Here is a 14335-nt window from a genome sequence, read left to right as displayed (position 1 = left end):
GACTATAAACCATATCATTGGAGTGGTAAACCCAAATGCAAGACACATTAAGAATAGGTACTCTGGTTCGTGGCGGGGAGGCAGTCGCCGTTATTCCGCAAATTGTTCAGCATGGGTTTGAATCGTTTAACCTGAACTTTTGGCAGACCACAGGTGAAACCAATCTTGTAGAAACAGCTGCACGAGTAAGGGGGCTGGCTGCTGAGCATGATTTTGTCATCTCTTCCGTTGGAATTTATGGCAATCCACTTTCAGGAGATGGAGACAATGCTGACACACTCGCCAGTTGGGAGCGATTGATTGATCATGCCCATTTATTCGGCACAGATATTATCGGCGGATTCACTGGCCGTCTGCCGGGTTCGTCGATTGACGAGTCGATTCCGAGATTTGCAGAGGTGTTCGGAGAATTGTCCAAGAGGGCAGCGGATCGCGGCCTAAAAATTGCATTTGAGAATTGCGCTATGGGCGGAAATTGGCAGGCCGGAGAGTGGAACATCGCCCACAATCCTTCAGCCTGGGAGAAGATGTTCAATGCCGTTCCGGCAGACAATCTGGGTCTGGAATGGGAGCCTTGCCACCAGCTGATAGGTCTGATTGATCCAATTCCACAGCTACGCAAATGGGTGGATAAGGTATTCCATGTACATGGCAAGGATGCCACCATCGCTTGGGATATCGTCAAGGAATACGGGATTCATGGACCTAAGACTTATGTGTGGGACCGGACACCTGGCTTTGGAGATACGAATTGGGTGGATATCATCTCGATTCTGCGCCAAGCCGGCTATAAGGGAACTATTGATATTGAAGGCTGGCATGATCCTGTCTACCAGGGTGAGCTAGAAATGACTGGACAAGTACATGCGCTAAATTATTTGAAGTATTGCCGAGGTGGCAGCTTTGTCCCTAATCCGGTGTAAAGGATATCAGATAGTAACAACCCAAAAATGACCTCAAAATCCACAGTGAAGTGGAGGATGAGGTCATTTTTAAAAGCTTAATCCCGAATAAGATATCCTTGCCCAAGCTGGATTTCATTAAAGCCTGCCATCTGGCGAGCTTGAAAGCGAATCGGCTTAAAGCCACCTATAATAATGATGTTTTGGATATCCGCAGCCCCTTCTGAAGGCAGTGAAAAGGATTTGATATACATAAACTCTTCCGCGAGTGTTGTGTAAATAGCGTTAATGTGCGGATCATTTTCTCCTTTTCCCATTAAATTCATAAGGATATACCCTTCGGAATTCAGTTTTGAACGAGCGATGCTGAAAAATTCACTGGAAATTAAATGTCTCGGCGTGCCTGCGGCGGTGAAAGCGTCTAAGACGATGTAATCATATTTCTGTGGTTCCTCACCTTCAAGGAGCTGGCGTCCGTCTCCGATCTTCACGTTATCTTGGCTGTATCCAAAACAGCGGCGGCTTAATTCCACTACTTCACTATCTAGCTCAGCTACTTTAAATCTTTTGTCCGGAAAATGCCCGGCAATCGTTCCAATCCCATGACCAATAAGAAAGACGTCCTCAAAAGCGGGGGCATTGAATTCCATCAAGTGAATAATGGCTCTTGGATATTCAAACACAATTCGTTCTGGGTCATTGAGATCCATCGCACCTTGAATGGCCTGATTGGAAAACTGCATGACGCGGAACGCACCTTGTTCACCGTATAGTTCTGTGGTGTCATAGACGGTGATTTCATGATTATCGCTGCTCGTGTGAATCTGTGATTGCAAGTGATCAAACTCCTTATACGATAGAAATTCGTTTATATTCATTGGGTGTAACGCCGACTACACGTTTAAAAAGCTTATTGAAATAGGCAGGATCACCGTATCCAACTTCTGCTCCAATCTCGTGAATCTTTAGGTCTGGGGCACTCTTGAGCAGATGCTTGGCTTTACGAAGCCGGATTTCCGTGATGTAGTCCGTTAGTGTAAGCCCAGTCTCTTGTTTAAATAGTTTACTTAAATAGCTTGGTGTCAAAAATACCATGTTCGCCAAGGTATTCAGATCCGCATGTTGATTATAGTTGGCGGAGATCCAGCGCTTTATAGTTTCTATAGCTGTACCGGACATCTCTAGGCGATGTGTTCTGATCTCAGATAGAATGCTTGAAAAATGATCGGTGAACACGCACTCGATTTCACTGAAGCTCATACTGGACGCAATTCTTTCATCTAGCCCAAGGTCTGGAGCGCCTTTGTAGAGGGTCTCAAACTCTTGCAGTTCTTTCTGTACAGTTTCTTCAACCCACCGACAGACACGGAGAATTTGATCAGGTGCAGTTTGTTGTGATTTCAGCTCTGAGAATAAGGTATGCACCCGCTCTAAGACACCCTCCATATTCAGAATTTGCAGATCGTGGATCAATGGTTCTTTGATCGCATGAAATGAATCAAGAATATTTACCTCTGGCTGACGAACCTGTTGGATATTCGCGTAATGTAGTCGATTTGGATTGTAAATGCCGACATTGCAAGCTAACTTGGCATCCAGATACGCTTGTCTAAGCTTGGCGGTATCATTATAGGAACTGCTAGTACCTACATGCAGTGTCATGCCACTGGCAGAGATTCGAATTCTGTCGCCGATGTCGTTCCAATCGCTGTCTGAGAGTGGAATTGTAGAATACAGGAACCAGACGTATAATCCATTTTGAATCTCCAAGCTGTCGATGCTAAATGCCTTCTCTTGCCTCAGACTGTCTGCACAGGAACAGACCGGTTCTCTAGATCTTCCTTTGAACACAAATACCGAGAAATAAGGCTGGGGCAAGGTAAGGCTCGACATTAGCAAGGGGGAAGGAGGCTCTTCGATATGCAGAAGTGTCAGCAAGAGCCCGGAACGGTGACGTTCCTCCTTGTTACGAGAGGATTCCTGCTCTTCCTCCAAATGATAAAGCAGTTCGAACAGTTGCACTTTATCGATTGGCTTTAATAAGTAGTCTACAGCAGAGCTGCGTATAGCTTCTCTGGCATAATTAAATTCCACAAATCCACTCATTAGGATGGAGCGTATTTGCGGATGGTTGGCTTTTAACTGTTTAATCAGCTCAAGGCCATTGATTTGTGGCATGCGAATATCAGTAATCACAACATCAAGCTGTAGGGTGGGTAACTCATCAAGTAAATTTTTCCCGTCGGGGTAAGTGCCGATGACCAGAAATTTAGTACTTTCTTTGCTGATCATTCGGGCCAGTCCTTCGCGGATTAGGATTTCATCGTCAACAATTGCAATGCGCAGCAATCAGAGCAACCCCTCTCCGTAATTAAATTTATCTTCATTATGATTAGCAGTAAAGTCCTCTATGCGCAGGGTAACGCGAGTACCCACTCCGAGCTCACTCTCTACAAGGAGCCCAAATGAGTTGCCATAATGTAGGCGGATTCGCTCATTCACATTCCGTAGCCCGATACCGAACATTTCACCGTCAGTCCCATTTTGCAGGCTATTGTTTAAGGAACGTAGTGTAGCTTCATCCATACCGATACCGTCATCTTCTACGCAGAATACGACAACTCCTTGCTCACTCCATGCGGTGATGCTCAAGGTGCCGAGTCCTATTTTTTGATCCAAGCCGTGAAAGACTGCGTTCTCTACGATGGGTTGAAAGACAAGTTTGATTACAGGCAAATATAGAAATCTCTCTGGCACGTCAATGTTTAGACTGAACTTCTCTGGAAACCGGATTTGCAGCAGATGATAATAATTTCGTACATGATCCAGCTCTTGTCTGATTGTAACAGTTTCTTCGCTTCGGACAATGCTGTAACGCATTTGAAGTCCAAGTAAATAGGTGAGCTTCGCTACACGAGGGTCATCATTGCTCTCTGCCAGCATACGGATAGACTCCAGTGTATTATAAATAAAATGGGGATTGATCTGGTTCTGAAGTGCCCGCATATCAGCCTTTTGCTTACGCTTCTCGGTGAGGGATACTTCCTGCAGCAGATCCTTGACCCTTATGATCATTCGATTAAAATGACTGCCAAGCATTCCAATCTCATCATTATATTTGGAGTGCTGCCAGACATCTAGATTACCGTGCTGGACCCGTTTCATTAGACGGACTAAAGATTTAAGGGGTTTGGTCAGCGCATGTGAGATGATAGTCGCAACACAAAGTGCAAAAGCAATAATGATCAGTGTAGTCAATATAAGTGTATTGCGATTCTTCTGCATTGGAGACAGGATGCGGGACAAGGGAATTGTAACCATAGTCGTCCAACCGGTCTGTTTCGAAACACTATACACTGCAAGATAAGACTGGCCATTCATTTCTATTTGAAAATGATCCTGCTGCTGATTTACATGCTGCAGCAAAAGCTGTGTGTTCAGACTTTGCTCCTTGCCAGCTTGAATGGAGTCCGCTAAGTCTTCACTGGCATAGATTAGTTTTCCGTTATTATCTACAATTAGGGAGTTTCCTTGCGTAACCGCATTTACAGGATCGATGATACCCTTAAACAGGTTGATGTCTACATCAAATACGAGAATTCCTATATTGTCCAGCGTGCTTACAGAATTAATAGTGCGCAGTACACTAATAACCTCTCTATGGGCATTGGAGTTTATGCGAATCGTATGTCTGCCTTGAATGACAGGAGCAGCCCCAGCTTCTTCACTTAAGGTTCTCCATTTGGCTAGTCGTTCCTCAGGATACAGCTCGTGGATCCCTGGAACTCTATCATAAAAAACAGAGCCGTACTGGTCCACCATGTACACGGCGATGATCTCTTCCTTCATATGCTTCAAATAGCTCAGAAACATCGCCATGCTAGTATTCTTATCCCAGTCGGTATTTTGCTGAGTTAGGTAGAATTGTACATCGGTATTATATAGCGGCAGTGCTGTGTATCTTTTTAGATCGGCAACATAACGGTCGATGGTATCAGAGGCGTTCGATGTCATTTGGTTCGCGCCTTCCGTTGCATTGACAAGAACAGAATTGAACATGGAGCGGGAGGACAAATAACTGACATAAGTGATAGGAAGCGAGATCAGAAAGACAAATACGACGATCAGCTTTCGCTCCATCGGCAGATTGGCAAGGAACAACCACATTTTTCGTAGGACTAGCCGGATGTATGATACCATTTGCGTTGTTCCTTTCTTAAAGTGAACTGCCTTATTTGACCGCGCCGCTGGTTACGCCTTCAAAGATGTAACGCTGTAAGAAGAAATATAGAATCACTGTAGGCAGTAGAATAAGTAGAATAGCCGCACAAATCAAATTCCACTCCCCTGAATTGACCCCTTGGAACCGCATCAGTATCGTTGTTACTACGCCAAGGCTTTGTTTTGGCATATATAGATAAGGGATGTACATGTCATTATAGATACTGATGGTTTTTAATATAATTAAAGTCGCTGTAGCTGGCGTAAGTAATGGGAAAATAATCGTTCGATAGATTCTGAACAAAGATGCACCTTCTACCATTGCACTTTCATCGAGATCCACGGGAATATTACGGATGAATTGCAAATATAGAATAATCTGAATCACATCTGCTCCAATATAGAGCACGATTGGGGCGCCAAGTGTATTGTAGAGCCCCATGCTTTTGATGATACCAAAAGTCGCCACTTGTGTCGTGATACTAGGAATAATGGTGGCTATTAGATAAGCGCCGAAGACAACGGGTTTTAATTTGAAAGAGAAGCGTCCCAATACAAATGCTACCATAGTGCCGAACAGAATGTTCAGAATTAAAGTAATAGCGATAATAATTAATACGTTACCAAAGCCGTTAAGTAGACCTCCACGTTGAAAGACGGCAATGAAATTATCGAAATTTAAAAAGCTATTGGGTAGCGCCATGGAGCTGCTGCTGTTAAACTCGTCAGTTGATTTAAAGGCATTGACGATAACCACATAAGGAGGAAATAGGACAACAAATACGCCGATAAGCAGCGTGAAGTATTTAATAACACCTGTGAAGCTGAATTTGGAGTGTGCCATGTCTATTTGTCTCCCCCCCGGCTAAGAACTAGTTGCTGAATTAACAGTACGATGACGACAAAGAAGAGCAGGATAATACTCATGGCAGAAGCAAGGCCATAGTTGTTATAAGCAAATGCAGTATCTACAACTTTTTGTACGTAAGTTTCGCTGGCGCCTGCAGGACCGCCTTTGGTCAACACGAACGGGAGATCGAATACTTCCAGTGCCCCTGTGACGGTAAGAAATAAGTTGAGCTGAATAACAGGCTTCATATTTGGTAAAGTAATTCTCCAAAGCGTCTGAAAAGGCCCGGCACCATCGATCTTTGAGGCTTCATATATATCGTTTGGAATGGCCTGCAAGGAAGCGATGTAGATTACCATGTTATAGCCCATGAAACGCCAAAATCCTGTGGAGGCTAGAGAATAGTTGACCAGTCCTTCTGTTCCAAGCCAGCTGGTCTGTCCTAGTCCGGTTAGACCGATGCTATTCAGGAACATATTCAGGGAGCCGTTCGTGGTGTCAAAGACATAACCAAACATAAAGGCGACGGCGACTCCGTTCATAATGTAAGGGAGGAAAAGTAAGATTCGAAATGCATTTTTTCCTTTCAGCTTACTATTCAGCACAATTGCAAAATAAATAGCGACGATATTCTGGAGAATTCCCATCGCGAAATAAGCAAAGTTATGAGTAAACACCTTGAAAATTGCAGGGTTAGCGAAAACTTCACGGTAATTATCAAGCCCGACCCATGGTTTCTCGGGACTATAGCCATCCCAATTCGTAAAGCTGTAATAGATCAGCTTGAGCGCTGGGTAGTACGTAAATGTTGCGAGCAGCAACAATGGGATCGTAAGGAAGGATACGATTATTATCGTCTTCTGTTTGTTATAGGAGAGTGTTCCGAACATCGCTAGACCTTCTTTCGTAAAAGCATGGTATGGAAAGGAAAAATGGATTATCCGTAAAGGCGATAATCCATTTTGCGCCGTAGTGTACTTCTAATCAACAAAGGTTTGAATTAATAGCCGAGGTCTTTCTTAGCTTTAGCCCAAGCCTTGTTCCATTTGTCAAAGACCGATTGTGGATCTTTAGCAAGAACGAATTCCTGTACAACTGCTGGCAAGTCAAGCTGTGCTTTATTGCTAATTTCAGTTACTTTAGCGTCATCTACAGTACCCTCTTGCAATACCACGCCCGTGGATTGGAACTCCTTAAGCTGAGCAAGCGAGGATTCCTTCCCTTTCAGTGGGGAGATGAAGCCTGCAAAATCTTCGTAACCGGACTCTTCAATCATCCATTTCACAAAAACCTTAGCCGCATCTACACTTTTACTGTTCTTGGATACCGCGTAGAAGAAGTCTGGGCTTAGTGGAGCAGACGGTGTACCTGAATTGTCATAAGGAAGTGGGAAGAAGCCTACATTGTCAGCAGTAGTGCCGGCGCCAATGACTTGATTGATAACCCAGTTGCCCAGGAAGTACATTGCGAATTTACCGGAAGCAATGTCTTTTTTCGATTGTTCCCAGTTGGTGGAGTTAATGTCTTTTTCCAGATAGCCTTTTTCATTCAGCTCTCTCAGCAGTCCAAGTGCTTTGCCGTATCCATTATCCATAGTGAAAGGTGTATCTGTATTTAGCTTTTCATTTGGGAAGTCTGCTTTACCTTCAATCACACGTGGTACTGCATACACCCAGTCATTGAGCGGCCATTTGTCTTTGAAGTTGGAAGCCAGAGGAATGACACCTTTTTCTTTCAGCTTCTCGCAGGCAGCCAGAAACTCATCCCAAGTCTTAGGGACTTCTGTAATGCCGGCATCGGCAAATGCTTTTTTGTTATATACAATCCCTGAAGTAGAGTTCCCGGTAGTAATCCCGTATAGCTTACCATCAAAGGATTTGAAGTCTTTAAAGGTGACTTGGTCATTCAGACCGAGATCATCTAGAGAAGCGAAATACTTCGGCAGGTCGGAGTTAGGAATAGTAGGGATGAACATAACGTCAGGAAGCTCACCACTGGCCATTCTCACTTTAGCTTGTTGATTATAATCCGTTTGGGAAGCTTCAAATTCGACTTTAATATTCGGGTATTTCTCATTAAAGCGCTTTAAATATTCGTCGTATTCTTTGCCGATCATATCTGTTCTGTTGGTTAGAAAGGTGATTTTACCGCTGGTATCAGCTCCTGCTGCAGGTTCAGCAGCTGCATTGCTTGTTGTGTTACCAGCTGTATTCTCTGCATTAGTTGCTGTGGGTTTATCTGTTGCGGCAGCGCTGTTATTCGTGTTGTTGTTAGTGTTTGAACCGCAGCCAGCAATGGCTGATGATAATGCCATAATCATAACAAAAGATAACGAATATAACTTTTTACTCATGCTCTAATCCCCTTTTTAGTTTTATTGTTAGCGTTTACATGAAGATTATAGCGTTAAACAAACTGTTTAGAAATGTATTGTATTATTATTTATTGTCTTTATTTGTTTTGTTTGAGCGTTTATAATTAGTATATACCTAACGAATGGATAACAAAATACAAATAATATCAAGCGGATTCAATGAAATGGTAGAAGAGATATGAGGAGGATAATATGAAACATCTAGAGATGAAACTTGCAAAGTGGGAATTTAGAGGCTGCGGCGATGAGGAATGGCTTCCGGCTACTGTGCCAGGCACGGTCCATACGGATTTACTGAAGAACGGAAAGATTGCGGATCCCTTCTATGGAACAAATGAACATGAGCTACAATGGATTGATAAGAAGGACTGGGAATATCAAACGACTTTGCAGCTTGGTGAAGAGTGGTCAGAGCTTACTTGCACGGAGCTGATCTTTGAAGGTCTTGATACATATGCTGACGTGTATGTGAATAATGTACATGTACTTGCTGCGGACAATATGTTCTTAGCGTGGAAAGTGGATGTCAAAGATCAGCTGAAAACTGGAGAGAACAATATAAGAGTGAGATTCCGCTCTGTAGTAAAAGAGGATCTGCCTAAACTAGCGAAGCTGGGGTATGCATTACCTGCACCGAATGATCAATCCGAGCTTGGGGGACTAGATGAACAGCGGATTAGTGTTTTTGCTCGCAAAGCTCCTTACCATTACGGCTGGGACTGGGGCCCTCGTTTCTTGACCAGTGGGATTTGGCGTGAGGCATCTCTTGTGGGACGTGACGCAGTTCAGATCACAGATCTATATATCCGCCAAAATGTAATCACTAAGGAAGAGGCTCGACTAACGGCAATCATAGAAGTAGATGCTCCTGTGGCATGGCAGGGAATGCTGCGAATGAGTGCAGATGGTTTAGAGTGGATGCAAGCGGTTACTTTAGAGTGTGGCATTCAGCAAATAGAGCTGGATATTGTGGTAGACCAGCCGCAGCTCTGGTGGTGCAGAGGGCTAGGCGAGCCGCATTTATATACATTCCAAGCGGATTTGGTGCAGGGTACGGAAGTTGAGGGGAGCAAAAGCGTAAGAACCGGACTCCGCAGCATTCAACTGATTCGGGAGCATGATGCCAAGGGAGCTTCGTTTTCTTTTGCGCTGAATGGTGTGTCGGTCTTCGCCAAAGGTGCTAACCATATTCCGAATGATAGCTTCATCACAGAAGTAACCGAGGAACGGTATCGGCATGAAATTGCCACGGCGGTAGAATCGAACATGAATATGCTGCGCGTTTGGGGCGGCGGGTTTTATGAAGAGGAGATTTTTTACAAGCTCTGTGATGAATACGGGCTGTTGGTCTGGCAGGACTTCATGTTTGCTTGCAGCATGTATCCGGGGGATGAAGCATTCCTTGCGAATGTGAAGAAAGAAGCGGAATATAACGTCAAAAGATTGCGCAATCATCCCTGCATCGCTCTATGGTGTGGCAATAACGAGATTGATTCGGCTTGGTCACAGTTTGAAGAGAATATGGGCTGGGGCTGGAAAGAAAAACTCAGCGCTGAGCATAGAGCGACCATGTGGGCTGATTATGAGGAAATATTCCACCGTATTCTGCCTGAGGCTGTAGCCGCGTTCCATCCAGATGTGGACTATTGGCCGTCTTCGCCGATGCGGAACTTGACTGGAGATATGAATCAACATGCGACGCGGATTGTAGGCGATGGTGATGTTCATTACTGGGGCGTCTGGCACGGGATTGAGCCTTTTGAGAATTATAATACGAAGGTTGGTCGCTTTATGAGTGAATACGGCTTCCAGTCGTTCCCGGAACTGAAGACCGTAATGAGCTATGCGGAAGAGCAGGATTTGGAGCTTACCTCAGAGGTGATGCTGGCTCATCAGAAGAATGGACGCGGAAATCTGCTGATCAAGGAATACATGGATATGTATCTGCCGCAGCCGAAGGATTTCAAATCATTTCTGTATATGAGTCATATCCTACAGGCCGAAGCGATTCGAATGGCGATTGAAAGTCACAGAAGAAATAAACCTTATTGTATGGGCACTTTATACTGGCAGATGAATGATTGCTGGCCGGTCGCTTCTTGGGCAGGCATGGATTACAACGGTCGCTGGAAAGCATTGCAATATACCGTCCGCAAGAGCTTTCAGGATGTTCTGTTGTCTATCGACGGAACTGACCGTGAGCGGATAGACGTTCATGTCGTATCTGATTTAATAAAAGCAATGAACGCAGAGTTGGTATTTAAGTTGTATCAGTTTAACGGTTCGGTGCTGCGAGAGTGGACACATCCGGTTGAGCTGGGAGCCGATTCTGCTGCTATCGTATTCTCGTCTCCTGTTGCAGAACTGGTAGAAGGTCAGAGATCGGACGATGTATTGCTTGAAATCTGCTTGCAGGCTGATGGTCAGACGATAGACCGCAAGGTGCATTATTTTGTCCCGGAAAAAGAAATTCCGTTGCAGCGTTCAGTAATTACCGTAACGGAAACTCCGAATAGTGATGGTTTAAGCTTCACAGTGTCAAGTGATGTATTGTCTAGAGGCGTATACCTGACCTCAGAAGACGAAGGGATTTTCTCTGATAATTACTTTGATCTACTCCCTGGTCAGTCCAAGACGATAGAGATCTCGCTACGCGGGAAGGATGGAAGGGACTGGACTCCGGCCGTTCCTAAAGGGCTAAGGGTTCAATCGATGGTTGATTTTGTGAGCGAAGCTTTGCTGTAAATCCTAAAAGAGAGAAGGAGTAGGAGATGGGGATTTCGGTTCATGAAGATAAAGGATTGTTCCATTTACAGAGTGCAGGCATGAGCTATATTCTTCAGCTTATTAATGATTATCCGGCACATGTGTATTGGGGGAAAAAGCTGCGTAGTGACAGCAACTTGGAAGGGCTGTTGAATCTAGGGGGGAATACAGGTCTCGACCGGCTTCCGCAGGAATACCCACAATACGGCACGGGAGATTTCAGAACGCCTGCCTATCAAATTCGGCTTGAAGATGGCACACGTATCACGGAATTGAAATACAGCGGGTATCGGGTAATGAAGGGTAAACCAGCGCTTGCTGGCTTGCCTTCGGTATATGTAGAGTCTGATCAAGAAGCACAGACGTTGGAGCTTACGCTTAAGGATGATTACGCCAAGGTAACTGTTATTTTACGATATACCATATATGAGCATTCCAACGTAATTACCCGCTCTGTGGAGTTCACAAATGGTGGGGAATCCAAGCTCCAATTACTCCGAGCACTGAGTGCTAGTGTTGATTTTCATGCTGGCGAAATGGATATGATCTATTTGGCAGGAGCTTGGTCAAGGGAAGGTAATCTGACTCGCAGACGTCTGATGCAAGGCGGAACGACCATTGGGAGCCGCAGAGGGATGAGCAGCCATCAGTTAAATCCATTTGCAGCGCTGGTGAAACCTGAAACGAATGAAAATCATGGCGAGGCATACGGCTTCAGTCTTGTGTATAGTGGAGGCTTTGAAGCCGAGGCAGAGGTTGATTCCTTTGGGATGACACGGTTTACGATGGGGCTGAACTCCTTTGATTTCTCGTGGCTGCTTGAGCCGGGGGAACAATTCCAGACCCCAGAGGTAGTTATGGTGTATTCATCCGAGGGGATCGGGGAAATGTCGAGAACCTATCACCGTCTATACCGGACCCGTTTATGCAGAGGGTTATATAGAGACAAGGAACGGCCGATTCTGGTCAACAACTGGGAAGCTACCTATTTCAACTTCAACGCGGACAAACTGGAGTCGATTGCGGCCGAAGGAGCGAAGCTTGGGATCGAGCTATTCGTGCTGGATGATGGCTGGTTTGGCAAAAGAGATGCAGACAACTCCTCTCTCGGAGATTGGGTGGAGGATCTGCGCAAGCTTCCAGGTGGATTGACTGATGTCGCCCAGCGCGTCAACAATCTAGGCTTGCAGTTCGGCCTCTGGTTCGAACCGGAAATGATCTCGCCAGACAGTGAGCTCTACCGGAAGCATCCCGACTGGTGTCTGCATGTACCGGGACGTCGCCGCAGCGAAGCGCGCTGGCAACTGGTGCTGGACTATACTCGGGAGGATGTGCGCCAGTATATTTATGAGTCGCTGTCCCAGATTTTCTCGACTGTGCCCATTAGCTATGTGAAATGGGATATGAACCGTTGTTTAACGGAGATTGGCTCTGCAGAGCTACCAGCTGAACGCCAAGGGGAAACCGCACATCGTTATGTGCTTGGTCTGTATGAACTATTGGAGCAAATCACTTCAGAGTTTCCAAATATTCTGTTTGAGAGCTGCTGTAGTGGTGGTGGCCGTTTTGACCCAGGCATGCTGCATTACATGCCGCAGACCTGGACTAGTGATGATACGGATGCTGTGGAACGGCTAAAGATTCAGTATGGAACAAGTCTGGTGTATCCGGTTAGTTCGATAGGTGCGCATGTGTCCGCTGTGCCGAATCATCAGGTAGGGCGGATCACCCCGCTGTCCTTCCGTGGAGATGTAGCTATGTCCGGTAATTTCGGTTACGAGCTGGATCTTACGAAGTTTACAGACGAAGAGAAGGAGCTTGTGAAGGAACAGGTTGCGAACTATAAACAGATCCGAAGTCTTGTACAGCAGGGCAATCTGTACCGTCTGCAAAGCCCGTTCGAGGGTAACGAAACGGCATGGATGTTCGTCTCAGACGATCAGTGTGAGGCGCTCGTTTATTACTTCCGGGTAATGGCTGTGCCGCACCCGCCCCGCCGCAGCTTGAAGCTGAATGGCCTGAATCCAGAACTCGATTATGTACTGGAAGCGAGTGGTGAGGTTTATGGCGGTGATCGATTGATGCAGATAGGACTAACGCTACCGGATATCCAGCAGGATTATGTTAGCGGATGTTATAAGCTGAAGGCACGGGAATAGACCGTTTATTTCAAAAGAAAGCAAGCTAAGAGCGCGGTTCTTGGCTTGTTTTTTGTGTTGGTATAAGTATTCAAGAAGATGATCCGAATGCTTGCCGATACTTCACAGGGGACATGCCCTCAAACTTTCTGAACACTTTAATGAAATAGCTGGATTGGGCAAAGCCTGATTGTATCGCTACCTGAGCAACAGAGAGCCCAGTAGATACAAGTAGAAGCTTGGCTCTGGCCAGTCGACAATCCGTTAAGTAACGGTTGGGTGTTTTGCCCATAATCATTCGGAACAGTCGTAGAAAATGATAGCTGCTATACCCTGTTAGTCTCGCCATCGATTCCAGTGACCATGGGCGGGCACATTCGACATGAATGATATCTGCGGCACTGCGGATAGACTGTCTGACCTCGTGAGGTACTGAACCGTGAAGCGGCTCGGAGTTCTGTAGCAATTTCACTAGAAGTTCATAGAGTAGTGCGGATAGTCTTGGCTCACTACGTGTCACGTAAGATTCGCTGAGCGAGTACATTTCGTCGAATAGATCGTCTAGCTTGGCTTCTGGATCAAAGGTGAATAAGTATGCACGAGACTGGTCAGCATCCTCTAGTAAGGGTAAAGCAATTTCAGTCCCGAAATGAACCCAGCGAACATCCCAAGGATCTCCTAGATCGGAGCCATACTGCTGATAGGCCCCTTTAGGGTATAGGAAACCTCTTCCTCTGCTCATGGGAATGCGTTCTCCGTCATGAAATACATAGCCCTCCCCACCAAAGATCAAATGTAGATTATAGCTTCCCAGAAACCCTTCACTTCTTCTCTCTGTATGCTGTGGAAAGTCAGTGTAATGACCTAGAAACTCAGGATAACAGACATATTTTGAAAAAGCCGGATTCGGCAAATACCATTGTTTCTTCATGTTTGGAGCCTCCCATTTCTAGATGCCCTAGGTGAACCAAGGCAATCACGCAATATTGTTATATGATCGCAATATTTTGTTATATAAGGGTTCTTATCACTGATACTACAATAGAATTATAAAATACCGAAAGCATATTTTTAATACTTTGGA

Annotated in this window: 10 protein-coding genes; 3 read left to right on the top strand and 7 right to left on the bottom strand. The window is 45.3% G+C overall.

Annotated features, from left to right (window positions below):
• Positions 1-35: 35 nt before the first annotated feature.
• Entirely contained in the window at positions 36-923 is an 888-nt protein-coding gene (locus NSS67_RS30190; protein ID WP_339317473.1) for a sugar phosphate isomerase/epimerase, read from the top strand.
• Between the two features lie 77 nt (positions 924-1000).
• On the opposite strand, the gene NSS67_RS30185 is transcribed toward NSS67_RS30190, so the two are convergent.
• The 6 genes from NSS67_RS30185 to NSS67_RS30160 all read right to left on the bottom strand — a co-directional run bounded on the left by NSS67_RS30185 (position 1001) and on the right by NSS67_RS30160 (position 8326).
• Positions 1001-1738: a fused MFS/spermidine synthase gene (locus NSS67_RS30185; RefSeq protein ID WP_339317471.1), complete on the bottom strand. Its 738-nt coding sequence runs from the start codon at positions 1736-1738 to the stop codon at positions 1001-1003.
• 13 nt (positions 1739-1751) lie between these two features.
• A complete protein-coding gene (locus NSS67_RS30180; RefSeq protein ID WP_339317470.1) occupies positions 1752-3251 on the bottom strand; it encodes a response regulator in 1500 nt (499 codons plus the stop codon).
• Positions 3252-5102 (bottom strand): sensor histidine kinase, encoded by a 1851-nt coding sequence (locus tag NSS67_RS30175; protein WP_339317468.1) that lies wholly within the window; start codon positions 5100-5102, stop codon positions 3252-3254.
• A 31-nt stretch (positions 5103-5133) separates the two neighbouring features.
• Positions 5134-5967 (bottom strand): carbohydrate ABC transporter permease, encoded by an 834-nt coding sequence (locus NSS67_RS30170; RefSeq protein ID WP_339317467.1) that lies wholly within the window; start codon positions 5965-5967, stop codon positions 5134-5136.
• 2 nt (positions 5968-5969) lie between these two features.
• Positions 5970-6863 carry a sugar ABC transporter permease gene (locus tag NSS67_RS30165; RefSeq protein ID WP_339317466.1) on the bottom strand — a complete coding sequence of 298 codons (894 nt, stop codon included), beginning with the start codon at positions 6861-6863 and terminating at the stop codon, positions 5970-5972.
• Positions 6864-6973: 110 nt separating this feature from the next.
• Positions 6974-8326: an extracellular solute-binding protein gene (locus NSS67_RS30160; RefSeq protein WP_339317465.1), complete on the bottom strand. Its 1353-nt coding sequence runs from the start codon at positions 8324-8326 to the stop codon at positions 6974-6976.
• A gap of 213 nt (positions 8327-8539) precedes the next feature.
• Between NSS67_RS30160 and NSS67_RS30155 the strand changes: the two genes are divergently transcribed.
• Entirely contained in the window at positions 8540-11092 is a 2553-nt protein-coding gene (locus NSS67_RS30155; protein ID WP_339317464.1) for a glycoside hydrolase family 2 protein, read from the top strand.
• A 26-nt stretch (positions 11093-11118) separates the two neighbouring features.
• Positions 11119-13272, top strand: coding sequence for an alpha-galactosidase (locus NSS67_RS30150; RefSeq protein WP_339317463.1), 2154 nt, complete (start codon positions 11119-11121; stop codon positions 13270-13272).
• Positions 13273-13342: 70 nt separating this feature from the next.
• Here NSS67_RS30150 and NSS67_RS30145 read toward each other — a convergent pair whose 3' ends face one another.
• A complete protein-coding gene (locus NSS67_RS30145; RefSeq protein ID WP_339317462.1) occupies positions 13343-14182 on the bottom strand; it encodes an AraC family transcriptional regulator in 840 nt (279 codons plus the stop codon).
• Positions 14183-14335 lie beyond the last annotated feature (153 nt).

The sequence above is a fragment of the Paenibacillus sp. FSL R10-2734 genome (genome assembly GCF_037963865.1).
Classification (GTDB): Bacteria; Bacillota; Bacilli; order Paenibacillales; family Paenibacillaceae; genus Paenibacillus_AQ.
This window is presented reverse-complemented; position numbering and strand designations above follow the sequence as displayed.

Coding starts and splice junctions, on each gene's coding strand:
- NSS67_RS30190 (WP_339317473.1), top strand. CDS start 36: ATGCAAGACACATTAAGAATAGGTACTCTGGTTCGTGGCGGGGAGGCA.
- NSS67_RS30175 (WP_339317468.1), bottom strand. CDS start 5,102: ATGGTATCATACATCCGGCTAGTCCTACGAAAAATGTGGTTGTTCCTT.
- NSS67_RS30170 (WP_339317467.1), bottom strand. CDS start 5,967: ATGGCACACTCCAAATTCAGCTTCACAGGTGTTATTAAATACTTCACG.
- NSS67_RS30165 (WP_339317466.1), bottom strand. CDS start 6,863: ATGTTCGGAACACTCTCCTATAACAAACAGAAGACGATAATAATCGTA.
- NSS67_RS30160 (WP_339317465.1), bottom strand. CDS start 8,326: ATGAGTAAAAAGTTATATTCGTTATCTTTTGTTATGATTATGGCATTA.
- NSS67_RS30155 (WP_339317464.1), top strand. CDS start 8,540: ATGAAACATCTAGAGATGAAACTTGCAAAGTGGGAATTTAGAGGCTGC.
- NSS67_RS30150 (WP_339317463.1), top strand. CDS start 11,119: ATGGGGATTTCGGTTCATGAAGATAAAGGATTGTTCCATTTACAGAGT.
- NSS67_RS30145 (WP_339317462.1), bottom strand. CDS start 14,182: ATGAAGAAACAATGGTATTTGCCGAATCCGGCTTTTTCAAAATATGTC.